A 26812-nucleotide genomic window follows, 5' to 3' on the forward strand; every position below is an offset into this window, starting at 1 on the left:
TTCCACAGCACGAACTCTCCGGACCTGACGCCGTCCGGGTCTCCGTCGGGGTCGCACTCCGGTTCGCCGTCTTCGTCCACTCCGGACTCTTCGCCCTCTTCACCGTCTTCGCCGTCTTCACCGTCCTCGCCGTCTTCACCCTCGTCGCCTTCGTCTCCGGACAGCTCGCCGTCGCCGTCGTCTCCCTCGTCACCGTCGTCACCTTCTTCTCCCTCGTCACCGTCGTCGACTCCGGACGGCCCTTCGCGCGCTCCCGACAGCCCGTCGCCGTCGTCGACCCCGAGCCCGTCCCGCACGCCGGATGCCCCGTCCACTCCGGACGCCCCGGCAGCACCTCCGCGCAACACCGGCCAGACCACCCAGTCCTCGGTCGCCACCCCCGAGGCCCCGCCGCGCACGGACGTCCCCCACGCCCCGCAGCCCCCGCGCACCCCGGACACCACCCCGTCGTCGTCCCAGTCAGGCCCGATGGGCAGCACCCCGAACGCCGGCGGCAACACCCCGTCCTCCCCCACCGCAGGCCGCCCCGGCACCGGCAACCAGGGCTGGACCGGCACCCCCGGCTCTCGCGGCGACACCGGCTCCGGCATGCCGTCCCAGCGCACACCGGACACGTCACCTTCCTCGGCCCGCCCGCCCGCGCCGTCGCAGCCGAACTTCAGCCCGTCCTCCCCGAACACCCCGCACTCGCCCAGCGCACCCTCCGCGCCGCACGCGGGCACCCCGAGCGCACCTTCGGCCCCGAGCGCGCCCCACAGCGGTCCCACCGCGCCGTCGGCTCCCAGCACTCCCAACGCGCCGCACAGCCCGAACACCCCGTCGTCGCCGAACGCGCCTTCCAGCCCAGTAACCCCGCACAGCCCAACCGCTCCCCACGGCGGCCCGAGCGCGCCTTCGGCTCCGAGCGCCCCTCACAGCCCCAGCACCCCCTCGGCACCGAACGCACCCTCGGCACCAAGTGCGCCCCACAGCCCGAGCGCGCCCCACAACGGCCCGTCGGCACCGAACGCACTCTCGGCACCGAGCGCGCCCCACGGCGGCCCCTCCACCGCGCACGCGCCTTCGGGCCCCGGCGCACCGCACAGCCCGAACGCCCCGCACTCCCCCGACGCACCGCAGGGCCCGGGAACGACCTCGGCCGCAGGCCGCACGGACGTGCCAACCCGCCCGCAGTCGGCCACCCCCCACGCCGACGCCCCGCACACCACCCCGAACTCCCCGAACAGCCCGCACGTGCCCCAGCAGCAGGGCTTCTCGCCGTCCCCCGGCAGCCCGAACGCCCCGCACGCCGGCACCCCGCACACCCCAGGCACCCACAGCCCCGGCGGACGCCCCGACACCCCGGGCTCACGCCCCGACGGCCCCCGCCCGGACGCCTCACGCCCACGCACCGACGCCCCCGGCGGCCACCCCAACGGCCCGAGCAGGCCGGACTCCCCCACACCGCACCGTCCAGGCCCCAACCACCCCGACGGCGCACGCCCCCGCGGCTTCGACAACCCCACGCCCCATCCCGGCCAGCGCCCCGACGCACCCGGACAGCCCCACAACCGCCCCGACGGCTCCCGCCCCGACACGTCCCGCCCGGACGGCACTCGTCCTGACGGCACGCATCCCGGCAGCATCCACCCCGACGGCGCTCGTCCCGACGGAACCCGTCCCGACAGCAGGCCAGACGGCACTCACCCCGACGGCAGTCGTCCGGATGGGACGCACCCCGACGCGAACAAGCCCGACGGCCCCGGCCACCACGACGCGGACGGCCGACCGGACGGCGACACGCCCACCAGCCACGCCGACGAGCGGCCCGACCCGGCCACCGCGCACGAGCGCCACGCCGAGCAGACGCCCGCCGGTGTGTCGCACCACGGCGGTGACCCGGACATGGGCGACCTGCCGCACCGCGTGCCGGACGACCCGCGGTTCTTCACGGCCGACGTGCACATCACGCCGGACGGGCGGGCTCGCATCGGCGGACACGACTACACCCCCGCCGAGTACGCGGACATGTTGCGCCGCGGCGGTTACGACGGCAGTCGCCCGGTCCGCCTGATCGGCTGCGACGCGGGCAGCAACGACTTCGCCCAGCAGCTGTCCCGCCACCTCGACGCGCCGGTCGTCGCACCGACCAAGCCCGCGTGGACGGACAGCCGGGGCCGGGTGTTCACCAGTGACGCGGAGATCGGCCCTGACGGCACCCGCCAGCCGAAGATCCCGCCGAACGGCGAGTGGGAGACCCACCACCCGGACGGCACGAAGTCCAAGGCGAGCGAGGACGGGTTCGCACCCGGCACCGACCCGAAGGACAAGGACGGCCTCGACCCCACCGACGCCAAGGACCGGCCGGGCAAGGTCGACAAGACCAACGTCGTCGAGGTCGAGAAGCCCGAGAACAACATCCCGATGAAGGACCGGATCCAAGATCCGGACTACCGCGCGAAGTACTACAACGAACGGGCCGACGGCTGGCACCGCAAGCAGATCAACGAAACGGACGCTTCCGGCGACCCCATTCCGAAGATCCGCGAGAAGGACGGCCAGTTCATCGAGACCGAGAAGGAAACCGCGATCAGCGGCAAGTACCAACCGGATCCGAACAACCCGGACAAGGACTGGGAGTCCACCAGGCGAGCGGGCGAGCGCGAGATCGACGACTACACCGACGGCAACCGCGGCAAGCAGGACAAAGACGTCGAGAAGGCAGTCGAGAACAGGCAGAAAGCGATCGAGGACCTCGATCAGGCCAAGAAGGACCACAACAGCTCACCGACCGAGGAGACCGCAGAGGCCAAGCGGGACGCCTTCGAGCGGCAGACCAAGGAAGGCGAACGTCTCGGCGACCTCGCCGGAGAGAACGCCATCCCGGTCGAGTTCGGCTCGCCGACCACACGACTCGACCCGAACCTCGGCGGATCTGGGCGCTTCGACCAGATCTGGGAGGTGCCCGACGGCAACGGCGGCACCAAGTACGTGCTGGTCGAGGCCAAGGGTCCCAACGGCACGCTCACGCCTCGTCGCTGGACTGACGGCGAGCTCTACATGCAGGGACATCCCAACTACGCGCGAAGCATCCTTCGCGAGATGCAGGGGAACCGGCTCACGCCGGAGCTGGAGACGAAAATGCGCTCCCGTGGCGCAACCGACGCAGAAATCCAGGCTCACAAGGACGCGCTGAAAGTCGAACGCGACCTCGCCAGGAAGATCCTTGCCGGTTACCCGCACAACGCCGAATACGTGCACGTCAAGGCGCAGGTCAAGCAGGAGCCGATCCCCGGTGGCAACGGCACCCGTGACGTCTACGATGGGTACAAGATGAAGAAGTTCCAGTGACTGAAGCCCCACACCTCGCGGGAGAGTGAGTTTCCAGGTGGTCACCGTGCAGCGTCATCCGACCGATGCCGAGTGGGCTGAGGAGCAGCTGGAGTACTACGTCACGGTTGTTCCGGAAGGCGCGGCGAGCGTCGAGCAGTCGGCCGAGCGCCTGCCAGTGCTGCAGATGAGCGCGATCGACCGGATCGGCTACGAGACGGTGCTCGACCCGACCGCGGAGAACCTGACGACCTGGGACGCCGTTGTCCAGGCAATGCAGGTCACCACCGGGATCTACGCCGCGGCCGGTGCCACTGAAGGCACCGTCGAGTGGCTGATCGGTGAGCGGACGGTCCAAATCCCCGCGACCGGCCCAGTGGAATTCGCGAACTTCAAGCGGTGGCTGGAAGCTTTCTGGCTCGCGGCGATCGTCCGCGACAAGAAGTGCCTCGACCTGCTCGCCTCGTTCCCGGTGGACACCATCAAGGCGTCGGGTAACCAGTACGAAGAGCTGGACGCCTTGTGGGTCCGCGCGCTGCAGATGTTCACGCTGAGCGAGCCAGGCATGGCCGAGGTGTTCGCCGAAGCCATGGCCGCCACCGACCCCGAACGACTGACGGTCAGCACGCCGGATTACGCACTGCGGCTTGCCTTCCCGGTGATGAACACGTTCCTCAACATGCTCCGCAGCAACCACGAGCGCGAGTTCAACGAAGCGCTCGTGCAGGCCCTCGAACAGCACAAGGCCTACTTCACCGCGGACAGCAAGCTGGCGGACGACCCGCGCGGGCTCATCGCCCTGGCCCCGCTCGGGCTCGCGTGCATCGCCAAGGACTCCGGTCTGAACGTCGAGGTCGAGTCGGACTACCTGCCCAAGCACCTGCTGCTCGGTTCGTGGGTCGGCGAGTACCGGACCTCGTGACCGCTGGTGTTCCTGAAACTCGTGCGTCGGACGATGGCTGAACGATGAAGGTCCCCCGCCATCCAACCGACGCCGAGTGGGCCGAGGAGCAGCTGGAGTACTACGTCACGGTTGTTCCAGAGGGCGCGCCGAGCGTCGAGCAGTCGCCAGAGCGGCTGAGCGTGTTGCACCCGGCCGCCCTCAGCCGACTCGGCTACGCCACAGTGCTCGACCCGACTGCGGAGAACCTGACGACCTGGGACGCCGTTGTCCAGGCAATGCAGGTCACCACCGGCATCTTCGCCGCGGCCGGCGCAGCCGAGGGCACGGTCGAATGGCTGATCGGTGAGCGAACAGTGCACATCCCCGCGACCGGGCCGGTGCGCTACGCGAACTTCAAGCGGTGGCTGGACGCCTTCTGGCTCGCGGCGATCATCCGCGACAGGAAGTGCCTCGACCTGCTCGCCTCGATGCCATTGGACATCATCAAGGCGTCGGGCGAACAGTACGAGGAACTCGACGCGTTGTGGGCCCGCACGCTGCAGATGTTCACCAGGAACGAGCCCGGCATGGCCGAGGTGTTCGCCGAGGCGATGGCCGCCACCGACCCCGAACGACTGACGGTCAGCACGCCGGACTACGCACTACGCCTGGTTCTCCCGGTGATGAACGCCTTCCTGAACCTGACGCGCAGCAAGCACGAACGCGAGTTCAACGAAGCGCTCGCACAAGCGTTGGAACAGTTCCAAGTTCACTGGACAGAGGACAGCGAACTGGCCGACAACCCGCGCGGCTTCGTCGCGCTGGCTCCGCTCGGGCTCGCGTGCATCGCCAAGGACTCCGGGTTGAACGTAGAGGTCGAATCGGACTACCTGCCCAAGCACCTCGTGCTCGGCTCGTGGGTCGGCGAGTACCGGACCTCCTGCCCACCGGTCGTACCTCGGTGAAGCTCCGCGAACGCTGGCACCAGCTCGCCGGGGAACTGGCGCCGTCATTACCGGGCCGGTGGTCTCTGCGTGGCCGGGGCGCGCAGACGGTGCTGGTCCAGGAGCCGTGGGACTGGACCGTCTCGTGGATCGGCTTCGACAAGAGCGCGTACTCCGACGAAGGCTGGTTCTTGGCGGCTGTCGAACCTCTTGTGCTCGACCGGTTCCGATGGGCGCTGTCCTACGGGATGCGCATGGACGAGGTGCGCGGCGGTCCGCTCGGCGTGAACCTCTGGTCGGACAACGCCGGCCAGGTGCTCCACGACTTCGTGCACAACGCGGCGCTTCCGGAGCTCGACCAGTGAACGGTGGAGGAGCTTGCGAGCGGGGCCGAGAAGTCGTTGCTGCGGCCCGTTGACCGCAGGCGTCCACCGCACTACTGGTTGATGGCACCGGGTTGTCGCCTTGTCCTCGACACCGGCTCGTCAGAGGACCCTCTGCGGCAGATCATCGCTTACTGCACCGAGCGGGAGGCGTTCCGGAGTGGGCTCCTGTTCTACGAAGAGCTGCTTGACCGCTGGCAGACCGGCGGACGCGGCGAGGCGCTGAGGTTCCTCGAGTTCGACCGCGACCGCAAGGTCGAAGAAGCGGGTCTGACCCACCTGCTTCCCAGCTGACTCGTGCAGGAGAAGTTCGCGGACTTGCGGTGGGTGAAGTCTTGAAGCTGGAAGAACGTTGGCACGAGCTGGCCCGGAAACTGCCGGGCCAGTGGTCGGTGCGAGGTCGTGGCGACCTCACCGTGCTGGTCCGGGAGCCGCGGGACTGGACCGTCTCGTGGATCGGCTTCGAGCGGAGCTCGTTCTCCGAGGAGGGCTGGTTCCAGGCCGCTGTCGAACCGCTGGTCCTCGAGAGTTTCCGGTGGGCCAGGACGTTCGGGCTACGCATGGACGAGGTGCGGGGCGGGCCGAGGCGAGTCGACCTGCGGTCCCCGGAAGCCGGGCAGGTGCTGCACGACTTCGCGCACAACGCGGCGCTGCCGTTGTTCGACAAGTGGACGGTGGAGAAGTTCGCCGGCGCCGCTGACAGGTCGATGCAACGTCCCGTCGAGCAGAGGCGCCCGCCGTACTACTGGATGCTGGCGCCCGGATACCGCGTCGTGCTCGACACCGGCTCACCGGAAGAACCGCTGCGACAGGTCATCGACTACATCAACGAACACGGCAAGTTCACCAAGTCGCTCCCCTTCTACGAAGAGCTGCTCGAACGCTGGCAGAACGGCGGACGCGGCGAGGCGCTGAGGTTCCTCCAGTTCGACCGCGACCGCAAGGTCGAGGAAGCGGGTCTGACCCACCAGGTCGACTGAGAGACACCGGGCGTGTTGGTCAACGCTTGCGCCGGCGCGGTGCCGCGGAACGGGGCGGGGCCGCGCGCATGTGGTCGCGGACCGGGGTCAGCAGGTCCGCGAGGGTCTGGACGTCATCGGGCGACAGGCGGTCGAAGAGCAGGCCGCTGACCACCTCGATGTGACCGGGGAGCACCTGCGCGAGCAGGGTGCGGCCGGTGTCGGTGATGGTGACCGTGACGCCGCGTTCGTCGTCGGGTGACTGCGTGCGGGTGACCAGGCCCGCCTTCTCCAGCAGGCCGACCTGGTAGGTCAGGCCGCTGCGGCTGTAGACGACGCCGTCGGCGAGGTCGGTCATGCGGTGGCTGCCGGTGGGCGCGTCGCCGAGGCGGGCCAGCAGTTGGAACTGCACGTAGCTGAGGTCGCCGGCCTCCTTCAGCTGTTGCTCGACCGCGTGCCGCAGCAGGCTCGTCACCTCGACGAGCGTGAAGTACGCGCCGAGCTGGGCCGGGTCGAGCGACGGCGGTGGGGCGGGCATGCCCGGCAGTCTACTGCTTCGAATTCGAAGTGACAGCGAGCACATCTCTTGCTTCGAATTCGAAGCAGGCTGTAGCGTCGTCCTCAGTTGCTTCGAGTTCGAAGCACAACAGCGGAAGTGGGAGAGCCATGAAGGCAGTGCGTTTCCACGAGTACGGCGGCCCCGAGGTCCTGCGCCACGAGGACGCGGAACAGCCGCAGCCCGGTGCCGGCGAGGTGCGGGTCCGGGTGGTCGCCACGTCGTTCAACTCCGTCGACGGCAACATCCGCGCCGGCTTCATGCAGGGGGCGATCCCGGTGGAGCTGCCGCACACGCCCGGTCTCGACGTCGCCGGCACGGTCGACGCGCTCGGCGAGGGCGTGACCGGCTGGTCCGTCGGTGACGAAGTTGTCGCCTTCCTGCCGATGACCAAGCCGGGTGCGTCCGCCGAGTACGCGCTCGCACCGGCGGAGGCACTGGCACGGGCACCCAAGGGGATTCCGTTGGCCGATGCCGCCGCACTGCCCGTGGTGGGGCTTACCGCGTGGCAGGCGCTGTTCGACCACGGCCGGCTGAAGGCCGGGCAACGGGTGCTGGTCAACGGCGCGGGTGGAGCGGTCGGCGGGCACGCCGTGCAGCTGGCCAAGGGTGCCGGTGCGCACGTCATCGCCACGGCCAGCCCGCGCAGTGCCGAGGCCGTGCGTACCGCCGGGGCCGACGAGGTCGTCGACCACACCGCCACGAGCGTGACCGCGGCGGTCACCGAGCCGGTCGACCTCGTGCTCAACCTGGCGCCGGTCGCCCCGGAGGAACTGGCCGCGCTCGTCACGCTGGTGCGGCCGGGCGGGGTCGTCGTGAACACCACGGTGTGGATGCCCGCGCCCTCCGACGAGGCACGCGACGTGCGCGGCATCGACCTCTACGTCCGCAGCGACGCCGAGCAGCTGGCGCGGCTGGTCGGGCTGGTCGACCGCGGCGAGCTGCTCATCGACGTCGGTCAGCGGGTGCCGCTCGCCGAGCTGCCCGCGCTGCACGCCGCGGGTGCGGTGGCCGGCAAGGTCGTCGTCTTCGTCGGCACCGGGGACTGAGGAGGACGACGACGGCGGTGGGGTCAGGCGACGACGACCTCGACACCGGCCGCGCGCAGGCGGTCGAGGTCCGCGGCCGGGGCGGAGGAGTCCGTGACCACCACGTGCACGTCGGTGATCGCGGCGATGCGGGAGAACGCGCGCTTGCCCACCTTCGAGCCGTCGGCGAGCACGACCACGCGGTCGGCGGTGCGCAGCAGGCAGTGGTCGGTGTGGGCCTCGACCTCGTCGTGGGTGGTGATGCCGCCGCGGGCGTCGACGCCGTCCACGCCGAGGAACACCACGTCCAGGCTGATGCCCGCGAGCGCGCGGTCGGCGATCGGGCCGACGAGCTCGTAGCTCTCCGGGCGCACGCCGCCGCCGGTGACCACCAGGTCGATGGTCGGGCGGGGGCACAGGTCGGAGGCGATGTTGAGGGCGTTCGTCACGATCTTGAGCTGGCGGGCGACCGCGAGCAGGCGGGCCAGCTCGGTGGTGGTCGTGCCGCCGTTGAGACCGACCGAGTGGACGGACCCGGTCACGAACCTCGCGGCGGCCTCGGCGATCTGGCGCTTCTCCTCGCGCCGGCCCACCCGGTAGCGCAGCGGCAGCTCGTAGATCACCTCGGCCGCGACCGCGCCGCCGTGGGTGCGTTTGAGCAGCTTCTGCTCCTCCAGCGACTGGAGGTCGCGGCGGATCGACGCGACGGACGTGCCCAGGTCCTCCGCCAGCTCGGTGACGGTCACCGAGCCCGACTCGGCGAGCCTCTCCAGGATCGTGGCGAGGCGCTGCTCTTGACGCATTCGATCAGAATAGCGCACAAATTGTGTCCGTTTAGGCGCGAAACGATGTACCGAAGGCGGACACCGAACTGGAAACAATCAAATAAGCAACTGATCTGATCAAATATGATTGGTCAGCGGTCTCATTAGGCCTTCCTCGCTACAGTCGCTCACATCCGATCACCAACTGAGCGATCAAGGAGTGTGGCGTCCATGGCCTCCCCTGCCCGCGCCCTCGCCGGGGCCGCGCTCGCCGCGGCCGCACTGACCGCCTGCGCCGCCGGGCCCCCGGCCTCGGCCGGCGCCGCGGTCGAGCCGTCCGCTGCCGCCGCCATCGAGAAACCGCCGACCAGCGGCGTGCTCGACTACCAGCTCGGCGCGGCCTACACCCCTCCGGCCGGCGTGACCCTGGTGACCCGCGACAGCAGCGCGTCACCCGCGAGCGTCTACTCGATCTGCTACGTCAACGGGTTCCAGACCCAGCCCGGCGAGAAGAGCCTCTGGCTGAACCAGCGCAGGCACCTGCTGCTCGAGGACTCCTCCGGCAACCCGGTCGTCGACCCCGGCTGGCCGGACGAGTTCCTGCTCGACACCTCCACCCCGGCCAAGCGCACCGAGCTCGCCTCGATCATCGGCGCCACCATCGACCTGTGCGCGAACAAGGGCTTCAAGGCCGTCGAGGTCGACAACCTCGACTCGTACCTGCGTTCCCGCGGCAAGCTGACCGTGGGCGACAACCTCGCCTACGCCAAGCTCCTCGCCGACCGCGCGCACGGCAGGAACCTCGCGATCGGCCAGAAGAACTCCGCGGAACAGGCCGCCCAGGCGAAGTCCCAGGTCGGCTTCGACTTCGCCGTGTCGGAGGAGTGCCACCGCTGGGAGGAGTGCTCGTCCTACAGCGACGTCTACGGGAAGAACGTCATGGACGTCGAGTACACCGACGACCTGCGCGGTACGTTCGAGGAGGTGTGCGGGGACCCGGACACCCCGGCCGTCACGACGTTGCGCGACCGCTTCCTCGTCGGGCCGAACGACCCCGGCTACGCGTTCGACCACTGCTGACCACGTGAGCGGCCCCGGTCGCGGGGCCGCTCCTCCTCGTGCGCGACGCGGCGCGGCGCCACCGCGATCGGCCTGCGGCCGGCGGGTCAGACGTCGACCACCTCGTGCAGCCGCAGCCCGCGGTTCATCGCCCCGGCCGCCTTCGCCACCGCCGCACGCGGCAGCAGGCGCGGCACCCACGTGATCGCGCGGGTCAGCCCCCGGCCGGGGTAGGACGCCGTGCGGCGCCGGGCGTAGTCGTCGAGCAGCCTGCGCGCGACGGACTCCGGTGAGTCGGCGAAGCGCGGGTTGATCGACGCCGTGGTGCCGTCGAAGAAGCCGGTCGCGATCGCACCGGGGTGGGCGGCCATGACGTGCACGCCCGTGCCGCGCAGCTCTTCGGCCAGTGCCTCGGTGAACGACAGGACGAACGCCTTCGTGCCGGCGTAGGTGGCCTGGTAGGGCAGGGGCTGGAAGCCGGCGGTCGAGGAGACGTTCACGATGCCGCCGGTGCCGCGTGCGACCAGGTCGCGGCCGATGGCGTGGGTCAGCTCGACGAGGCCGGCGACGTTCAGGTGCAGCGACCGCAGCTGGGGTTCGAGCGGGCGGTCGAGGAACGGGCCGGCGCTGCCCGCGCCGGCGTTGTTCACGAGCAGGTCGACGGTCAGGTCCCGGGCGCGCAGCTCGGCGAGCACCCGGCGCGGGCCGTCGGGGGTGGCGAGGTCGGCGGTGATGACCTCCGCACCACCGATCTCGGCGGCGAGCTCGCGCAGGCCGGACTCCGAGCGGGCCAGCAGGACCGGGCGCGCTCCTCTGCGTGCCAGGTCGAGGGTGAGCGCGCGGCCCAGCCCCTTGGACGCGCCGGTGACCAGTGCGGTGACACCGCGGTACTCGTGCCTCACGACAACCTCCACCAGTTCGAGACTCGAAGTACTCACGCTAGCAGAACACTTCGAGACTCGAAGCAAAGGTAGGATGCCGGTATGACGGCGGCCGACCTCACCGCGGCACTGGCCGCCACCCACGACGTGTGGATGCGCACGGCCGACCGGCTCGGGCCGGTGCTGGCCGAGCACCGCCTGACCACCGCGACCTTCCAGGCGCTGTGGGCGATCGACCCGGCAGAGCCGCCGCCGTCGATGAAGGTCATGACCGAGCGGCTGCACTGCAACGCGCCGAACCTCACGTTCGTCACCGGCCAGCTGCTCGACCGGGGACTCGTGGAGCGCAGCGTCGACCCGGCGGACCGGCGGTCGCGGGTGCTGAGCCTCACCGCGAAGGGGCGGCGGGTGCGGGACGAGGTGGTGCGGGCCGCGCTGGAGAACACTCCGCTGGCCCGGCTGGACGAGGGCGAGCTGCGGCAGCTCACGGCGTTGCTGGGCCGCGTCCTTCAGCCCGAGGGGTGAGTCCGGGTCACAGCAGCGCGCGCCACTCGTCCGCCCGCACGGCGGGACCGGCCGTCAGCCCGCACCCCCGCCACCCGGTCACGGCGCGGATGCCGTGCAGAGCGCCGAGGCTCCACACCTCCAGACCGTCCAAAGAGGCCAGATCGCACCGCTCCGGCCGCACCGCCACGCCCTGCCGACCGGCCAGGTCCACGACCAACCGGCGTGTCACGCTGTCCAGCACGGGCAGGCTCGGGTCGGGGACGCACAGCAGGTCCCCGCGCCACCACACGACCGAGCTGAGCGCGCCCTCCAGGACCGTGCCGGTGCCGGTGCACAGCAGCACCTCGTCCGCACCAGCGGAGGCCGCCGACACGCGCAACGCCTGCATCGCCACCAGGTCCGGCCCCTTCGTCCGCGGGTGGCGGCGCGGGTCCGGGCCTGGGTGCGGCAGCAGCACCACCTCCGCCGACGGCTCGGGAGCCGGTCGCAACCGCAGCCGCAGCCGGTGGTCGGCACCGCACTCGACGCGCGGGAACCAGCGGCCGGTGCGCGGCACCGCACCGGCTGCGGAGTCCAGGAACCGGCGCACCGCCGCCGCGCCGAGCCCGGCCTCGCGCTCGCACGACGACACGAACCTGTCGTGGTGCAACGGGAGTGCGCGCGTCACGCCGTCCGAGACCAGCCACGAGTCCGCCACCAGCAGCGCGGCTTCACCGGGGTCCTCGGCCAGCCGGCCGTCCCGCCACAGGAAGGTGCCCACGTCTCCCCTCGCCCACGCCCCTACGCGCACAACGGAACCAGGAAGCGGGAGACGCTGCGCAGCTTCTCGGTCGTCTCCTCCAGCGCACAGCCGGGTTTCGCCGCCACGTCCGCACCGGCGCGCAGCCACGTGCGGCCGCCGTGCCGGAACAGACCGCGCAGCACCAGGACCGCGTCCAGCGAACCGTCCGGCTCGACCAGGACGACAGCGCCGCCGTACAGGCCGCGTTCGGGTTCGACCCGGTCGATCAGCGCGCACGCCCGCGCCTTCGGCACCCCCGAGGCCGTGACGGCGGGCAGCAGCGCGGCCAGCGCGTCCCACGACGTGCGACCGACCGACAGCGCGCCGGTGACCTCGGCGGCCGGGAACTGCGCCACCCGCACCGAACCCGGCTCGCACACGCCGGCCAGCTCGGCGGCGGCCAGGCGCACCGCGACCGCGCGCTCGAACACCGCACCGGCGGCACGGCTCGGTTCCTCCCGCCACGCCACGTCGAACACCGGGTCGCCGCTCGACGGTGCCAGCGCCTGCGTCACGAGGCCGCGGGCGGTGTCGACCCTCGTCACGACCTCGGGGTCGAAACCGAGGACCTCCCAGCCGCCGAGGCGCAGCAGGGCCGACCGCGCCGGGTCGCCACCGCGCCGCCCGGCCAGGTAGGTCGCCGCGAAGTCGACCTCCCCCGGCACCGGCACGGTCCTGGACAGCACCACCCGGTCCAGCAGGCCCGCCCGGATGTCGGCCACCGCCGCGCCGACCGCCGAGCGGTACTCCTCGGCACCGTGCGTCTCCACCGGTGCGCGCACCCCGGCCTCGACCACGTACACAGTGGACACGTCGGCGAGCCGCTTCTCCAGCACGTCCAGCGCGGCCTCGTCGTCCGCGCGCAGCACCGCCGTGCCGTCGGCGAACCGGACCTCGGCGCGCGGCACGGCGAGGTGGCCGGTGCGTTCGAACGACACCCAGCCGTAGGCGGTGCGCCCGGCCAGGCGGGCCACGTCGGCGAGCCCGCCGGTGACGGTCTCGGCCTCGCCCTCCGCGAAGTGCACGGTGGCGCCGTTCTCGTGGACGACGTGCGGTTCGGCGGCGGTGCGGGCCAGTGCCGCGGCCGCCTCCAGCGCGTCGCCCGCGAAGGGCACGCTGCGCTCATGGGTACTCATCGGAGACCTCACCTGTGGGCGGGGCGGCGGCGGTCAGATCACCCCGGTTCTGAGCGCGTAGGCCACGGCGTGGGACCGGTTGCGGAAGTTCAGCCGGGTCGTGATGCCGAAGACGGTCTGCTTGATCGACCGTTCCGACAGGTGCAGCCGCGCGGAGATCTCGGCCGTGCTGCACCCCTCCGCGGTGAGCCGCAGCACCTCGACCTCCCGCTGGGTGAACTCCGCCTCCGCGGCGCCGGCCGGGGCGCGGGTGATCGCCTCGACCTGCTCGGCGAGCCGCCTGCGCCGCTCGCCCAGCGTCTCGTCGCCGCTCACCACCGCGGCCAGCACGGCGCGGACCAGCTCGGCACCGGTCATCCGGCGCCGGGACAGCACGGTGACCACGTTGGTCCCGACCGACCTCAGGTCCGCGGTGCCGATCTCGTCGACGACCAGGACCGCCGGCACGGTGCCCGCCGTCACCCCGTACACCTCGGCCGCGACCTCGGCGGAGAACCGCCTCGCCCCCACGACCGCCACGTCGTAGCGGTCGTAGGGGTCGCCGTGCGCCTCGACCTCCCTCCTCGCGCGCAGGAAACCGACCAGCCCAGCACGGGTGATCGGGTCCCGCGCCTGCACCAGGACCGTCGCCGCGACCATCGCTGCACCTCACGTCGGAACGTCGAAAGCGTCGAGAACACCGGGAACCGGCGGCACTGCCGGACTGCGGGCTCAGATCACGCCGTGGCGCAGCGCGTAGGCCACCGCGTGCGGCCGGTTGCGCAGGTTGAGCCTGCTCGTGACGTTGTGGATCAGCTTCTTGACCGACCGCTCGGAGGCGCTCAGCTTGGCGGCGATCTCCGCGGTGTCGTGCCCGTCGGCCATGAGCTCGATGACCTCCACCTCCCTGGGCTTGAGCCCGGAGGCGCGCAGGCCGTGGGGGTCGAGCAGCTCCGCGTGCACCCGCCGGACGTGCCGGACGAGGTCGCCGGCCAGCGCGAACGGCAGCACCGCGCCGCCGCGGGCCGCGGTGAGCACCGCCGTGTGCAGCCGGTCGGCGGTGAACTCGGCGGCGGGCAGGACGGCCACGACGTTGCAGTCGACCGCCAGCACCACGTCGACCTGCTCGACCTCCCGCACCACCAGGACGACCGGCCGGTCGAGGAGCTGCCGCAGCTGCCGCAACGCCGCGGCCACGTCCACGGAGAGCCGGTCGGCGACGGCGACGACCACGTCCGCCCCCTGCCGCGCCGCAGCCGCGGCCAGCGCCGCCTCCTCGCGCACCTCGACCTCGGGGAAGGAACGCAGGGAGATGACGACGCCGGTTCTCGCGATGAAGTCCGCACAACACACGACGACGCGTGTGACGCCCATTCTTCTTTCCTCTCCCGCAAAAGAATTCAGGCGACTCCGAGCGTACGACACATCACCGAGGCCACCAAGGTCGTATCAATTGGCGTCCCGAAGAATGCGTCCCGCACCACTCGTCCGCAGCATCGGACATTGGTTTCCTACGCGAGTGCGCAGGTTGACAGCACACCGGCTCCCTGGACCTCCGGAATGCCCGGTTCGCCGGATTGGCCGACAACGTTGCCGACCGGCAGAACATCACGGTTCAAACCTCCCCACCTGCGAGTTTGCCCACCTCGTTCCCCAAGGGGCACCGGTCTGATCCCCAAGGGGAAGTCATTCGACCGGCTGCGCCGACATCGTTGACAACGCCGCGGGAGGCCCCGCAGGATCACTTGACGCCGTCACTTGACCATTGCTGGTCGCCACGGTAATTCTGGGATCGGTCCCCGATTCAACCCGCGGTCACCGGCTGCACGGGAATGGGTGGGTGTCATGCACCACGGGCAGAACGACAAGTGGAAACGCGAGCAGCGACCGGCGAACTGCTGGACGCCCAGCTCGCTGCAGGCCAGGATCCTCGAAGGTGTCGCCGCGGGATTCTCCAGCGGGCGGTTGTCGAGGGAGCTCTACCTCAGCCCGAAGACCGTCGACTACCACGTCCGCGTCATGTCGGACAAGCTGCAGGCGCCGAACCGGGTGGCGCTGGTGTCCAGGGCGTTCGTCCTCGACATCCTGCGCGCCGACACGTGGCCACCGCGGGTCGCGTGCGACACCGTGGACTGATCGCGACACCGCCCCGGCGGTCGTCACCGCTCCTCCCCCGCGTGAACGGCGCCGGCGTCGTCGATGCCGACCGGCGCCGCGTCGAGGCCGGCCAGCAGGTCCACCACGGCCCTCGTGATGTCCTGCGCGGTCAGCCCGCAGGCGGCGAGCACCTCCGCCCGCGAACCGTGGCTCAGGAACCGCCGCGGGATGCCGAACTCCCGCAACGGGGTGCTGACGTCGTTGTCCCGCAACGTCTGCGCGATCGCCGAACCGACACCGCCCGCGCGGCTGTTGTCCTCGACCGTGATCGCGAGCCGGTGCCGGCGGGCCACGTCGGCCAGCGCGGGGTTGACCGGCGTGACCCACCGCGGGTCCACCACGGTCACACCGATGCCCAGGGCGCGCACGCCGTCCGCGACCGCCAGCGCGAGCCCCGCGAGCGCCCCGACCGCGACGACCAGCACGTCCGACGGACCGGAGCGGCGCAGCACGTCGACACCGTTGAACGTGGCGACGGCCGGCAGGTCGGGGCCGACCGGTCCCTTGGGGAACCGCAGCAGCGTCGGGCCCTCCGACCACGCCACCGCCTCGGCCAGCAGCTCGGCCAGCCGGGCGCCGTCACGCGGTGCCGCGATCCGCAGCCCCGGCACGACCTGCAGCACCGAGAGGTCCCACATGCCGTTGTGGCTCGGCCCGTCGTCACCGGTCACCCCGGACCGGTCGAGCACGAACGTCACCGGGCGCCGGTGCAGTGCGACGTCCATCAGCACCTGGTCCAGCGCGCGGTTCACGAACGTCGAGTAGATCGCCACCACCGGGTGCACGCCGCCCAGCGAGAGCCCCGCGGCCATCGTGACCGCGTGCTGCTCGGCGATGCCGACGTCGATCACCCGCTCGGGGTGCTTGCGCTGCAACGGGAGCAGGCCGGTCGGCTCGGCCATGGCGGCCGTGATCGCGACCAGGTCGGCCCGTCGCTCGGCCAGCTCGACCAGCTCCTGCGCGAACACCGAGGTGAACGACCGGCCGGAAGCCGGCAGCGGCTGGCCGGTCCGCGGGTCCATCGGTTTGACGGCGTGCCCGAGGTCCAGGTCGTTGTCCTCGGTGTGGCGGAACCCCTTGCCCTTGGCCGTGACCACGTGCACGACGACCGGCCGGGCCAGGGCGGCCGCGTGCCGCAGCGCGTCCTGCACGGCCGCGATGTCGTGACCGTCGACCGGGCCGAGGTAGCCGAGCCCGAGCTGTTCGAACACACCGGGCCCGCCGCCGGCGCGCAGGTCGGCCAGGTGCCGGGCGAGCCCGCCGACCGTCGGCGCGTAGGACCGGCCGTTGTCGTTGAGGACGACGACGAGCGGCCGGTCCGGCCCGCCCGCGATGTTGTTGAGCGCCTCCCAGGCCATGCCACCGGTCAGCGCACCGTCGCCGACGACCGCGACGGTCGCCCGGTCACGCCGCCCGAGGTGGGCGTCCGCGCGTGCCAGTCCGTCCGCGTAGGACAGTGCGGTGGACGCGTGCGAGTTCTCCACGAGGTCGTGCTCGGACTCCTCCGGGTTCGGGTAGCCGGAGAGGCCACCGGAACGGCGCAGCCGGTCGAACCCGGCCTGGCGACCGGTCAGGACCTTGTGCACGTACGCCTGGTGCCCGGTGTCCCACAGCACCCGGTCGCGCGGGGACTCGAAGACGGTGTGCAGCGCGATGGTCAGCTCCACCACGCCGAGGTTGGGGCCGAGGTGTCCCCCGCTCGCGCAGACCCGGTCGACCAGGAACGCGCGGATCTCGCCGGCGAGGTCGCGCAGCTGCGCGGCGGTCAGCTCACGCAGCCGCGCCGGGTCGCGCACGGTTTCCAGCAGCGCCATGTCGAACAGAGCTCCTCATCGGGTGTGGTCGCTCTCGATCGGTCCTGACCGGTCACGCGGGTCCGCGCCTCATTCCCGGCCCGTTCCCGGACGCAGTTTTCCGGTGTCGCGCAGAATCCACCAATCCGCAGAATAGTCCCGGTCAGTCCCACCTCCGCGTTCCTTTGGGGTTTTTCCCAAAGTCGATCCCGCGCACTCCGGCGTCGTTGACACCACCCGGACGGCGCCTCCACGATGGAATCCGCTCGCTATTCGCGAGGAATTCGGTCCACAGGCCATCCACCAACGCAGTCGTCGGCAACCGAGCCCTGGAGAAGTGACCGTGTCAAATCTTCCAAGTTCACCTCTGGCAGCGCTGGACCCCCAGGACGAGGTACGGGTAGTCGGCCAGTACTACGACGGCAAAACCGCCAAGCTCGTGCGCAAGTACGGTCCTGGCCCGCGAATTCACTACCACGTGGGCTACTACCCGGACAGCCGGACGCCCGCGCACGCGCCCGGTGCGAGCCCGGAGGACATCCGCAGCAGCATCCGCGTCCACCAGGAGGGCCTGCTGCAGTACGCGGCGAAGGTCTGGGGCGCGGAGCACCGGCTGTCGGGCAAGGTCCTGGACGTCGGCTGCGGTCTGGGCGGCGGCTCGCTGTTCTGGGCGCAGGAGTACGGCGCCGACGTCACCGCGGTCACCAACGCGCCGGAGCACGCGCCGATCGTCGAGGGCTTCGCGCGGGAGGCCGGCGTGGGCGGGAAGGTCCGCTCGCTGGTCTGCGACGCCAACCGGCTCAGCGTGGACGACGGCCCCTACGACGCGGCGGTGGCGATCGAGAGCAGCGGCTACTTCAACCGCCCGCAGTGGTTCCAGCGGCTGGCGGACGTGATCCGCCCCGGTGGCAGCGTGTGCATCGAGGAGGTGTTCACGACCCGGCCCGGCGGTGCCGACGTGTGGGCGGAGTACTTCTACTGCAAGCCGGTCCCGGTGCGCGAGTACGTGCAGGCCGCGGAGGCGGCGGGCTTCGCCCTGGTCGACGAGGTCGACGTCACGGCGGAGACCGCGCCGTTCTGGGAGGAGAGCGCCGCCTGGACGAAGGCGGTCCTCGACACCGACGACAGCCTTTCGGCGGTCGAGCGCAGGAACATGCGGATCTCCCTGCTGGCGAACCAGGCGCAGGGCGCCGAATGGCGAGCGGGCGGCCTGACGCTCGGCTTCCTGCGCTTCGAGAAGAAGTGAAGGAGAAAGCTCCGCACCCGCGCTCGGCCGGAACTCCCCGGCCGAGCGTCCGCATGTCCACCCCGTTCCCGACGATTCGGAGTTCGTCATGACGATCGACCAGACTCCCGCCCATCACGCCGAGGTCCGCAACGTGTACGACGGGTTCGGCCGGGTCTACCGCTCCGTGTGGGGACCGAACATCCACTACGGCTACTGGGAGGACGACGCCGACGACAGCTCCGTCGAGGTCGCCACCGACCGCCTGACCGACCTGATGATCTCGGGCCTGGCCGCGCAGCCCGGCCAGCGGGTCCTCGACATCGGCTGCGGCATCGGCCACCCCGCGCGGCGGCTCGTCCGCACGAGCGACGTGCACGTGGTGGGCATCAGCATCAGCCACCTGCAGGTGGAGCAGGCGAACGACGACGCCGTCGCGGCCGGTCTCGGCGACAAGGCCACGTTCCAGTTCGCCGACGCCATGGACCTGCCGTTCCCCGACGGCTCGTTCGACGCGGCCTGGGCGTTCGAGTCGATGTGGCACATGCCCGACCGCGGCCGGGTGCTCGCCGAGACCGCCCGCGTGCTGCGCCCCGGCGGCCGGCTCGTGGTCGCCGACGTCGTCCAGCGCGAGCCGATCACCCCCGAGGGACAGGTGGTCATCGACCACGTCAAGGCCAACTACGGCGTGACGACCCTGGGCACGATCGACGAGTACGAGCGCAACCTCGCCGCCGCCGGTTTCGTCGACGTGGAGGTCCGCGACATCACCGACAACGTGATCCGCACCCTCCTGCTCATGGCCGACGCCTTCGAGACGGTCCGCGACAAGCTCGCCGACCTGGTCGGCGCCGAACAAGCCGATTCGCTCATCGACTTCGTGCGCCGGTTCGGGTCCATCCCGGAGAGCGGCTACATCTACGTCACCGCGGTCCGCGCCTGACCTGACGACGAGAAGAGCCCCGGCCACTCCTGGCCGGGGCTCTTCTCCCGTCGTCACTGCCGGACGCGCAGCTCGGTCAACGCCCGCAGCGGGAACACCGGCTTGTGCCGGTGCGACTGCCCCGGCGCCATGGTCAGGCCCGGCATCCTGGCGGCGATGGCCTGCACAGCGACCTCCAGCTCCGCACGGGCGAACGACGCCCCGAGGCAGAAGTGGATGCCGTGCCCGAACGCGAGGTGCGAGGACGACCCGCTGCCCGGGCTGAACGCGGCGGGGCAGGCGTGGACGCGGCTGTCCCGGCCGGCGGTGCCGTACAGCAGGAGCAGCCTGCTCCCCTCGGCCAGGTGCACGTCACCGACCACCACGTCACGGGTCGCCGTCCGGTACATGCCCGCCAGCGGGGCGTCGAACCGCAGCCCCTCCTCGACGAGGTCGCGGGTGTCGACCGTGCCGTCGGCGACCTCCGCCCAGCCACCGGGCGACCGCAGCTGGTGGTACACGATCGTGCCGAGCGCCTCCGCACAGGTCATGTGGCCCGCGAAGATCAGCGTGGGGATCTGCACCGCGACCTCGTCGGCGGTGAGCGTGTTGCCCGCCCTGCCGTCGTGCAGCAGCTCGCTGATCAGGTCGTCCTGCGGGTGCGCCAGCCGGTCCCGCGCGAGCTCGCGGGCGAACGCGCCGAAGTCGACCAGTCCCTGCGCCCACTCCCGCAGCAGCTCGGGGTCGGTGTCGCGTTGCAGCATCATCAGCTCGATGCGCTGCTCCGACCACAGCCGGCAGCGGTCGAGGTAGTCGTCGGGCACCCCGAGGCGCGCACACATCACCTCAAGGGCGTACGGCACCGCGAACGCCTCGATGAGGTCGAACTCGGCGTCGGCCGCGACCCGCTCGACGAGCTCCGCGGCGATCTTGCGCATCGTGGGCTCGAACGCCCTGACCTTGGCCGGGGTGAACCCGATGTTGAGCACCTCGCGGACCCTGGCGTGCGCGGGCGGGTCGAGTGAGCCGACGCCCAGGCCACCGTCACCGCGCCACGTCTTGAACATCCTGGCCACGTCGTCGGGCAGCTTCACCTTCGGACGCGGGTTGTGGTCGCGCGCCGAGTAGCTCTTGTCGTCCTTCAGCACGGCGAGCAGCTCCTCGCGCCGGCTGACGCACCACGCGTCGAGCAGCGGCGCGTAGAACACCGGCTCGTCGTCCCCGATGCCGGCCAGGAACTCGTACGGGTCGTCGCGGTGTTCGCCGTACGGGTCGAACGGCCTGCCTTCGCGCACTTTCCCGGAATCGGCTGACACAGCCATTTCGCCTCTCCAGCTGTCAGTGGAACCAGCAGCCACCAATCCGCAGAATATCCAGTTCCCGGTCGCACTCCGCGCACATTGGGGTTTTTCCCAAAGTCGAACGGGTGTGCGCGCCGAGTCGTTGACACCGCGGGAGCGGGTCGTTCAGGATGCTGATCGGAACCACCGCTCGAAATCCCGAGCACCACTCAGCGAACCAGTGGCGTTTTTTCGGTATTCAATTCGAGCGCCGGAGGGAAATCCGATGAGCACACCCGGCACCTCGTCGACCGCGCTCCTGTCGCCGGCGACGGTGCGGGCCGCGGTACTGCCCGTCGTCCGCCAGCAGGTGTCCGCGCTGGAACCGGCGCTGGCCAGGATCAGCTCCTACCACCTCGGTTTCACCGACGAGCACGGTGCGCCCAGCGACGCCGCGAGCGGCAAGCTGACCCGCGCGTCGCTGATGATGGCGGCGGCAGCGGGGGTCGGGCTGCGACCGGAGGACGTCCTCGCCCCGGCGGCGGCACTGGAGCTGCTGCACAACTCGACCCTGGTCCACGACGACATCATCGACGCGGACGACCTGCGGCGCGGGCGGCCGGCGACGTGGCGGGTGTTCGGCACGGGCCTCGCGATCCTCGCCGGGGACGCGTTGCAGGCGCTGAGCATCCAGATGGTCGTCGAGGACCCCGGTCCCGGCCGTGCCGAGATCGCCGGCGCGTTCGCCGAGGCCACCCGGCTGGTGCTCTCCGGCCAGTCCCGCGAGCTCACCGTCCGGCTGGGCCCGGACGCCGGAGTCGCCGCGTACGACCGGATCGTGGAGGAGAAGACGTCCGCGCTGCTGGAGTGCGCCCTGGTGACACCGGCGTTGCGGGCGGGCAGCGCGGACCACGTCGTGGCCGCCCTGCGCGGCGCGGGCAGGCACCTCGGCCTCGCCTTCCAGATCGCCAACGACGTCGAGGACGTCTGGGGCGACCCCGCGGTGACCGGCAAGCCCGTCCGCGGCGACATCGGGCGGCGCAACCCGTCCTTCCCCGTGCTGGCCGCGCTCGCGACCGGTGGCCCGGCCGGCGAGCGGCTGCTCGGGCTGTGGGAGTCCGACGACACCTCCGCGGCGCACCTGCGGGAGATGGCCGACCTCGTCGAGGAGTCCGGCGGTCGCCGCACCGCCGAGCGGACCTCCCGCCAGCACTTCGACTCGGCACTGGCGCACCTCGCACGCGCCGGGCTGACCCCCGCGGCGGCGGCCGAGCTGGCCGCCCTGTTCGACCGCATCGTCCACCGCACCCCGTGAACCTCGATCCCGGCGGAGGTCGTCAGTGAGTACCCCGGTTCAACTGCCGTTCGAGCAGGAGGACGTGCTGCGGCTCGCACCGCGGTTGCGCGAGCTGCAGTCCCAGGGCTCGGTCCACCGGGTGCGCACCCCCGACGGCGGCGCGGCGTGGCTCGTCACCGGGCACGCCCACGTGCGTCAGCTGCTCGACGACGACCGGCTGAGCCGCACCAACCCCGACCCGGCCGCGCAGGACCCCAGCTCGGCGCTGCTCGCGAGCCTGCTGGGCGGTTTCGCCACCGACCACGCCCGGATGCGCGCGCTGCTGGAACCGCACTTCTCGCCCGAACGCATGGCGGAGCTGCGCCCGTACGTCGAGAAGCAGACCGGACAGCTGCTCGACCGGCTCGCGGAGCGGACGCCGCCGGTGGACCTGCGCGAGGCGGTGGCGCTGTCGTTGCCGATCCAGGTGATGTGCGAGTGGCTGGGCGTGCCGCAGGAGGACAAGGACCGCTTCGGCGGCTGGACCAGGGACGCGGCCGGCGTCGGTGACCCGGTCCGGTCCAAGCAGGGGCTGGGCGGGTTGTTCGGCTACTGCCGGCAGCTCGTCGCCGACAAGCGGCGCACCCCCGGTGACGACGCGATCTCCCGGATCTGCGCGACCGAGGGCATCACCGACGACGAAGTCCTCGGGCTGACCGCGTTGTTGTTGTTCGGCGGCTACGAGACCACGGTGGCCCGGATCGGCACGAGCACCCTGCTGCTGTTGTCCGATGTGGACCAGTGGCGGGCGTTGGTGGCCGACCCCGGTCTCGTGCCCGGTGCCGTCGAGGAGACGCTGCGGCTGTCGATGCCGAACCCGCACAACGGTGGCATGCCCCGGTACGCGGTGACCGACCTCGACGTCGACGGGGTCACGATCCGGGCCGGTGACCCGGTGCTGCTGAACATCATCGCGGCCAACCACGACGAGGCGGTCTTCCCCGGCGCCGACCGGGTCGACGTCACGCGCGACACCGCGGCCAGCCTCGTGTTCGGGCACGGCGCGCACCACTGCGTGGGGGCGGCACTGGCGCGGATGCAGCTGCAGGTGGTGCTCACCCAGCTCGTCGCGCGGTTCCCGTCGCTGCGCCTGGCCGTCGGCGTGGACGAGCTGGCGCTGCGCACCGACACGCTGATCGGCGGTCTGGTCGAACTCCCGGTGACCTGGTGATTGGGAACCTGATGCTGCACAAGATATCCGCGGGCGTCGTCACGAAGAGCCCGGACCCGGTCCGCCCGTACCTGCTGCTGATGCGGCTGGACCGGCCCACGGGGTACGTCCTCTACCTGCTGCCCGGTCTGTGGGCCGTCGTGTTCGCCTCCGGCCACCGGCCCGACCTGCTGTCGGTGGCGGCCATCGCCGTCGCCGCGGTGCTGATCCGCGGCTTCGCCTGCGCCAGCAACGACGTGACCGACAGGGAGATCGACGCCCGCGTCGCCCGCACCGTGGGGCGACCGGTCGCGGCGGGGACGATCAGCGTCCGCAACGGGATCCTCTGGGGCGCCGCACAGGCCTTGGCCGCGCTGCTCGTCCTGCTGCTGGCGAACGTCGAGACCGCACTGGTCGCGCTCGCCACGTACCCGCTGATCGTCGCGTACCCGTTCATGAAGCGCTTCTTCTTCTGGCCCTCGGGGTTCCTCGGGCTGGTGATGAGCACCTACGTGTTCGTCGGCTGGACGGCGGCGACCGGCGACACCGACTACCCGCCCGCGGTGTACGGCCTGTACGCCGCCGGGACGTTCTGGACGATGGTGCACGACGCCATCTACTCCCACCAGGACAAGGAGTTCGACCGGAAGATCGGTGTCAGGTCCTCGGCGCTGCTGTTCGGCGGGGCGACCAAGGCGTGGCTGTCGCTCTTCGTCGTGCTCAGCGTGGCCGGTGTGCTGTGGGCCGGTTCGCTGACGTCGATCGGGTGGGCGTTCTACGCGGTCGTGGTGCTGGCGGCGGCGTACCTGGCGCACCTGCTGTTCCGGGTGGACCTGGACGACCCGAAGGCGTGCTGGGACACCTTCGTCGCCAACACGAACTACGGCTGGATCGTCCTGGCCGCCGTGATCGCCGGGCAGTTCACGTGAGCACCGCGATGTGGCAGGGCGACGCGGTCGACCTGGACGCCTACCTGGCCCGCGTGGGCGTCGAGGGCGCGGTGGCGCCGGACCTCGACACGTTGCGGCGCCTGCACGTCGCCCACGTCGACGCGATCCCGTTCGACAACCTCGACCCGCTGCTCGGGCGCACCGAGGTGCCGCTGGACCTCGACCGCGTCCAGGAGAAGGTCCTGCGGCAGGGCCGCGGCGGCTGGTGCCTGGAGCAGGTCGTCCTGGTGGCCGCGGTGCTGGACCGCATCGGGTTCACGTTCACCGCCTTCGCCGGCCGGACCCGCATCCGCACCGGCAGCAGGGTCGGTCCGGCGCTGCACGTGGCCCTGCTCGTCGACCTGGACGGCGAGCGGTGGCTGCACGACGTGAGCTTCGGCGCCCACGGGCCGCACGAGCCGATCCGGTTCGCGCAGGACGCGCGGCTGGACGGCCCCTGGTCGTTCGACCTCGTGCGCGAGCCGACCGGTGAGCACGTGCTGCGCATGCTGCGGCCGGAGGGACCGGCGGAGCTCTACGGCTTCACCACCGACGTGCGCTACCCGTCGGACTTCGAGCTCCTCAACCACTTCTGCCTCACGCACCCCCGGTCCCCGTTCAACCACCGGATGGTCCTGCAACGCACGCGACCGGACGTGCGGCACCTCCTCGTCGGCACCACGCTCACCGAGCTGCGGCCGGGTGCGCCGGCGGAGGTCCGCGAGCTCGACGAGGCGGAGGCGCTGGCCGCTCCCGGGGAGGTCTTCGGGATCACCCTGGAACCGGAGGACGTCCAGCTCCTCGGGAAGACCTTGGCCGGCTCATGACGCGCACCCTGCTGGTGGACAACTACGACTCGTACACCTTCAACCTGTTCCAGCTGATCGCCGAGATCAACGGACGGGAACCGGTGGTCGTGGTCAACGACGACCCGGCGCTGCCCGAGCTGTGGCGGGAGGGCTTCGACAACATCGTCGTCTCCCCCGGCCCCGGCCGGCCGCAGCACCCCCGCGACATCGGCCTGGTCGGGGAGCTGCTGCGCCGCACCACGTTGCCGGTGCTCGGGGTCTGCCTCGGGCACCAGGTCATCGGGCACCTGGCGGGCGCGACCGTGGCCGCCGCACCCGAACCGCGCCACGGGCACCTCGCCAAGGTCTCCCACGACGGCGACCCGTTGTTCGCCGGTGTGCCGAGCGAGTTCGTCGCGGTCCGGTACCACTCGCTGTGCGTGCGGGAACCGCTGCCGGAGGAGCTCGTCCCGATCGCGTGGGCCGACGACGGGGTGCTGATGGCGTTGCGGCACCGGGACCGGCCGCAGTGGGGCGTGCAGTTCCACCCCGAGTCGGTCGCCTCCGGTTACGGTGCGGAGATCCTGCGCAACTTCGCCGAGCTGACCCGCCAGGCCCACCGCCGCGGTGAGCTGGAGCTCGTCAGCGCCGTCGTGCCGACGACCGCCGACGCCGAGTCGGTCTTCCTGGAGCTGTTCGGCGAGTCCACCCACTGCTTCTGGCTCGACAGCAGCCGGGTCGAGGAGGGGTTGTCCCGGTTCTCGTTCCTGGGCGACGTGTCCGGGCCGCACAGCGAGGTCGTGACCTACCGCTGCGGTACCGGCGTGGTGCGGGTGCGCGACGCCGGCGGGGAACGCGACGTGCCCGGCACCGTGTTCGACTACCTGGAACACCGGTTGCGCGAGCGGCAGGTCGCCAGCACCACCCTGCCGTTCGACCTCACCGGCGGGTACGTCGGCTACTTCGGCTACGAGCTCAAGGCCGACTGCGGCACCTCGAACCGGCACACCGCCGAAACCCCCGACGCGGCCTGGATGTTCGCCGACCGGGTCATCGCGTTCGACCACCGCGAGGGCCTGACCTACGTCGTCGCCGTGCACGACCCGGCGACCCGTGAGGACGCGCAGGACTGGGTGGACCGGACCGCGACCGTCCTCACCGGACTGCGCCAGGCCGGTGAACCGCCGGTCGAGCCCGCCGAACCGGTCGACGCGGCGGGGTTCCTGGTCCGCGACCGGGAGCAGTACCTCGCGGACATCGCGGAGTGCCAGCGGCAGCTGCGGCTGGGCGAGAGCTACGAGATCTGCCTGACCGACAAGCTGCACCTGCCGTTCCACGACGACGACACGGCGTTCTACCGGCGGTTGCGGCGGGCGAACCCGGCACCGTACGCCGCCCTGCTGCGCCTGGGCGACCTCTCGGTCTTCTGCTCCTCGCCGGAGCGGTTCCTGCGCGTCGAGCGCGACCGCACCGTCACCAGCAAACCCATCAAGGGCACCGCCCCGCGCGACAGCGACCCCGTGCGCGACGCCGAGATCGCCGCCACCCTCGCCTCCAGCGCCAAGACGCAGGCCGAGAACCTGATGATCGTCGACCTGCTGCGCAACGACCTGGGCCGGGTGTGCGAGGTGGGCAGCATCTTCGTGGACCCGTACCTCGCGGTCGAGAGCTACCAGACGGTGCACCAGCTCGTCTCCACCGTCCACGGCCGGCTCGGGGACGGGGTCGGCGCGCTGGACTGCGTCCGGCAGTGCTTCCCCGGCGGGTCGATGACCGGGGCGCCGAAGCTGCGCACCATGGAGATCATCGACGAGCTGGAGACGGAGGCCAGGGGCGTGTACTCCGGTGCCCTCGGCTACTTCGGCCTCTCCGGCGGCGCCGACCTCAACATCGTGATCCGCACGGCGGTGCGCGTCGGCGACCGGCTGACCATCGGCGCGGGCGGGGCGATCGTGCTCGACTCCGACGCCGCCGACGAGTACGAGGAGATGCTGCTCAAGGCCGCGGCGTCGCTGCGCGCCTGGCGTGCCCGGTCCCCGAGCTGACCACCTGAAGGAGGCTTC

The 26812-nt window shown here is 71.3% G+C and carries 27 protein-coding genes and 1 pseudogene; 17 read left to right on the forward strand and 11 right to left on the reverse strand.

What is annotated here, in order from left to right; all coding sequences use genetic code 11:
• A pseudogene (locus ACZ7CD_RS26340) lies at positions 1 to 794 on the reverse strand (hypothetical protein); the annotation flags it as partial.
• A 117-nt stretch (positions 795 to 911) separates the two neighbouring features.
• On the reverse strand, positions 912 to 1151 hold the full coding sequence (locus ACZ7CD_RS26345) for a hypothetical protein (RefSeq protein ID WP_470379901.1): 240 nt from the start codon (positions 1149 to 1151) through the stop codon (positions 912 to 914).
• Between the two features lie 4 nt (positions 1152 to 1155).
• Here ACZ7CD_RS26345 and ACZ7CD_RS26350 point away from each other — a divergent pair, with 4 nt between their 5' ends.
• From ACZ7CD_RS26350 to ACZ7CD_RS26375, 6 genes are read left to right on the forward strand one after another with little or no spacing between them, the layout of a single operon-like run.
• Positions 1156 to 3330, forward strand: coding sequence for a hypothetical protein (locus ACZ7CD_RS26350; protein WP_470379902.1), 2175 nt, complete (start codon positions 1156 to 1158; stop codon positions 3328 to 3330).
• A gap of 46 nt (positions 3331 to 3376) precedes the next feature.
• Positions 3377 to 4231: an immunity 49 family protein gene (locus tag ACZ7CD_RS26355; protein ID WP_470379903.1), complete on the forward strand. Its 855-nt coding sequence runs from the start codon at positions 3377 to 3379 to the stop codon at positions 4229 to 4231.
• Positions 4232 to 4275: 44 nt separating this feature from the next.
• On the forward strand, positions 4276 to 5157 hold the full coding sequence (locus tag ACZ7CD_RS26360; protein ID WP_470379904.1) for an immunity 49 family protein: 882 nt from the start codon (positions 4276 to 4278) through the stop codon (positions 5155 to 5157).
• Positions 5154 to 5501, forward strand: a complete 348-nt coding sequence (locus tag ACZ7CD_RS26365; protein ID WP_470379905.1) for a hypothetical protein — start codon at positions 5154 to 5156, stop codon at positions 5499 to 5501. Before ACZ7CD_RS26360 ends, ACZ7CD_RS26365 begins: the two co-directional genes overlap by 4 nt.
• Before the next feature lie 3 nt (positions 5502 to 5504).
• Entirely contained in the window at positions 5505 to 5813 is a 309-nt protein-coding gene (locus ACZ7CD_RS26370) for a hypothetical protein (RefSeq protein ID WP_470379906.1), read from the forward strand.
• Between the two features lie 29 nt (positions 5814 to 5842).
• Entirely contained in the window at positions 5843 to 6499 is a 657-nt protein-coding gene (locus tag ACZ7CD_RS26375; protein WP_470379907.1) for a hypothetical protein, read from the forward strand.
• 19 nt (positions 6500 to 6518) lie between these two features.
• Here the strand turns inward: ACZ7CD_RS26375 and ACZ7CD_RS26380 are convergent, their stop codons facing one another.
• On the reverse strand, positions 6519 to 7016 hold the full coding sequence (locus ACZ7CD_RS26380; protein ID WP_360393303.1) for a MarR family winged helix-turn-helix transcriptional regulator: 498 nt from the start codon (positions 7014 to 7016) through the stop codon (positions 6519 to 6521).
• 128 nt (positions 7017 to 7144) lie between these two features.
• Here ACZ7CD_RS26380 and ACZ7CD_RS26385 point away from each other — a divergent pair, with 128 nt between their 5' ends.
• A complete protein-coding gene (locus tag ACZ7CD_RS26385; protein ID WP_470379908.1) occupies positions 7145 to 8083 on the forward strand; it encodes an NADP-dependent oxidoreductase in 939 nt (312 codons plus the stop codon).
• A 23-nt stretch (positions 8084 to 8106) separates the two neighbouring features.
• Here the strand turns inward: ACZ7CD_RS26385 and ACZ7CD_RS26390 are convergent, their stop codons facing one another.
• The gene (locus ACZ7CD_RS26390) at positions 8107 to 8865 is read right to left on the reverse strand and encodes a DeoR/GlpR family DNA-binding transcription regulator (protein ID WP_470379909.1); all 759 of its coding nucleotides are present in this window, start codon (positions 8863 to 8865) and stop codon (positions 8107 to 8109) included.
• 192 nt (positions 8866 to 9057) lie between these two features.
• Between ACZ7CD_RS26390 and ACZ7CD_RS26395 the strand changes: the two genes are divergently transcribed.
• Complete coding sequence (locus tag ACZ7CD_RS26395; RefSeq protein ID WP_470379910.1) at positions 9058 to 9906, forward strand: endo alpha-1,4 polygalactosaminidase; 849 nt, start codon at positions 9058 to 9060, stop codon at positions 9904 to 9906.
• An 86-nt stretch (positions 9907 to 9992) separates the two neighbouring features.
• On the opposite strand, the gene ACZ7CD_RS26400 is transcribed toward ACZ7CD_RS26395, so the two are convergent.
• Entirely contained in the window at positions 9993 to 10787 is a 795-nt protein-coding gene (locus ACZ7CD_RS26400) for an SDR family NAD(P)-dependent oxidoreductase (protein ID WP_470374995.1), read from the reverse strand.
• 81 nt (positions 10788 to 10868) lie between these two features.
• Between ACZ7CD_RS26400 and ACZ7CD_RS26405 the strand changes: the two genes are divergently transcribed.
• Positions 10869 to 11291 (forward strand): MarR family winged helix-turn-helix transcriptional regulator, encoded by a 423-nt coding sequence (locus ACZ7CD_RS26405; protein WP_458431533.1) that lies wholly within the window; start codon positions 10869 to 10871, stop codon positions 11289 to 11291.
• A 7-nt stretch (positions 11292 to 11298) separates the two neighbouring features.
• Here the strand turns inward: ACZ7CD_RS26405 and ACZ7CD_RS26410 are convergent, their stop codons facing one another.
• The 4 genes from ACZ7CD_RS26410 to ACZ7CD_RS26425 all read right to left on the reverse strand — a co-directional run bounded on the left by ACZ7CD_RS26410 (position 11299) and on the right by ACZ7CD_RS26425 (position 14543).
• Entirely contained in the window at positions 11299 to 12033 is a 735-nt protein-coding gene (locus ACZ7CD_RS26410) for an aminotransferase class IV (protein WP_470374994.1), read from the reverse strand.
• 20 nt (positions 12034 to 12053) lie between these two features.
• Positions 12054 to 13190 (reverse strand): chorismate-binding protein, encoded by a 1137-nt coding sequence (locus ACZ7CD_RS26415; RefSeq protein ID WP_470379911.1) that lies wholly within the window; start codon positions 13188 to 13190, stop codon positions 12054 to 12056.
• 33 nt (positions 13191 to 13223) lie between these two features.
• Complete coding sequence (locus ACZ7CD_RS26420) at positions 13224 to 13829, reverse strand: helix-turn-helix transcriptional regulator (RefSeq protein ID WP_360393282.1); 606 nt, start codon at positions 13827 to 13829, stop codon at positions 13224 to 13226.
• Between the two features lie 72 nt (positions 13830 to 13901).
• Positions 13902 to 14543 (reverse strand): LuxR C-terminal-related transcriptional regulator, encoded by a 642-nt coding sequence (locus ACZ7CD_RS26425; RefSeq protein ID WP_360393279.1) that lies wholly within the window; start codon positions 14541 to 14543, stop codon positions 13902 to 13904.
• Positions 14544 to 15014: 471 nt separating this feature from the next.
• Between ACZ7CD_RS26425 and ACZ7CD_RS26430 the strand changes: the two genes are divergently transcribed.
• Positions 15015 to 15305, forward strand: a complete 291-nt coding sequence (locus ACZ7CD_RS26430; RefSeq protein WP_360393276.1) for a LuxR C-terminal-related transcriptional regulator — start codon at positions 15015 to 15017, stop codon at positions 15303 to 15305.
• A 23-nt stretch (positions 15306 to 15328) separates the two neighbouring features.
• Here the strand turns inward: ACZ7CD_RS26430 and ACZ7CD_RS26435 are convergent, their stop codons facing one another.
• A complete protein-coding gene (locus ACZ7CD_RS26435; protein ID WP_470379912.1) occupies positions 15329 to 17140 on the reverse strand; it encodes a 1-deoxy-D-xylulose-5-phosphate synthase in 1812 nt (603 codons plus the stop codon).
• 322 nt (positions 17141 to 17462) lie between these two features.
• Between ACZ7CD_RS26435 and ACZ7CD_RS26440 the strand changes: the two genes are divergently transcribed.
• Entirely contained in the window at positions 17463 to 18365 is a 903-nt protein-coding gene (locus ACZ7CD_RS26440) for an SAM-dependent methyltransferase (protein WP_470379913.1), read from the forward strand.
• Between the two features lie 88 nt (positions 18366 to 18453).
• Entirely contained in the window at positions 18454 to 19287 is an 834-nt protein-coding gene (locus ACZ7CD_RS26445) for a methyltransferase domain-containing protein (RefSeq protein WP_458431526.1), read from the forward strand.
• Between the two features lie 53 nt (positions 19288 to 19340).
• On the opposite strand, the gene ACZ7CD_RS26450 is transcribed toward ACZ7CD_RS26445, so the two are convergent.
• Positions 19341 to 20561 (reverse strand): cytochrome P450, encoded by a 1221-nt coding sequence (locus ACZ7CD_RS26450; protein WP_458431524.1) that lies wholly within the window; start codon positions 20559 to 20561, stop codon positions 19341 to 19343.
• A 271-nt stretch (positions 20562 to 20832) separates the two neighbouring features.
• Here ACZ7CD_RS26450 and ACZ7CD_RS26455 point away from each other — a divergent pair, with 271 nt between their 5' ends.
• Genes ACZ7CD_RS26455 through pabB form a run of 5 tightly spaced genes read left to right on the forward strand, consistent with a single transcriptional unit; the run spans position 20833 to position 26794 of the window.
• Positions 20833 to 21861 carry a polyprenyl synthetase family protein gene (locus ACZ7CD_RS26455; protein ID WP_470379914.1) on the forward strand — a complete coding sequence of 343 codons (1029 nt, stop codon included), beginning with the start codon at positions 20833 to 20835 and terminating at the stop codon, positions 21859 to 21861.
• Positions 21862 to 21886: 25 nt separating this feature from the next.
• A complete protein-coding gene (locus ACZ7CD_RS26460) occupies positions 21887 to 23053 on the forward strand; it encodes a cytochrome P450 (protein ID WP_360393258.1) in 1167 nt (388 codons plus the stop codon).
• Positions 23054 to 23064: 11 nt separating this feature from the next.
• Positions 23065 to 23961: a 4-hydroxybenzoate octaprenyltransferase gene (locus ACZ7CD_RS26465; protein ID WP_470371076.1), complete on the forward strand. Its 897-nt coding sequence runs from the start codon at positions 23065 to 23067 to the stop codon at positions 23959 to 23961.
• Positions 23958 to 24788: an arylamine N-acetyltransferase family protein gene (locus ACZ7CD_RS26470; RefSeq protein ID WP_470371077.1), complete on the forward strand. Its 831-nt coding sequence runs from the start codon at positions 23958 to 23960 to the stop codon at positions 24786 to 24788. Before ACZ7CD_RS26465 ends, ACZ7CD_RS26470 begins: the two co-directional genes overlap by 4 nt.
• Positions 24785 to 26794 carry an aminodeoxychorismate synthase component I gene (gene pabB / locus ACZ7CD_RS26475; protein ID WP_360393248.1) on the forward strand — a complete coding sequence of 670 codons (2010 nt, stop codon included), beginning with the start codon at positions 24785 to 24787 and terminating at the stop codon, positions 26792 to 26794. The genes ACZ7CD_RS26470 and pabB overlap by 4 nt, the downstream gene beginning before the upstream one ends.
• Positions 26795 to 26812 lie beyond the last annotated feature (18 nt).

Source organism: Lentzea sp. NPDC036949, assembly GCF_055608075.1.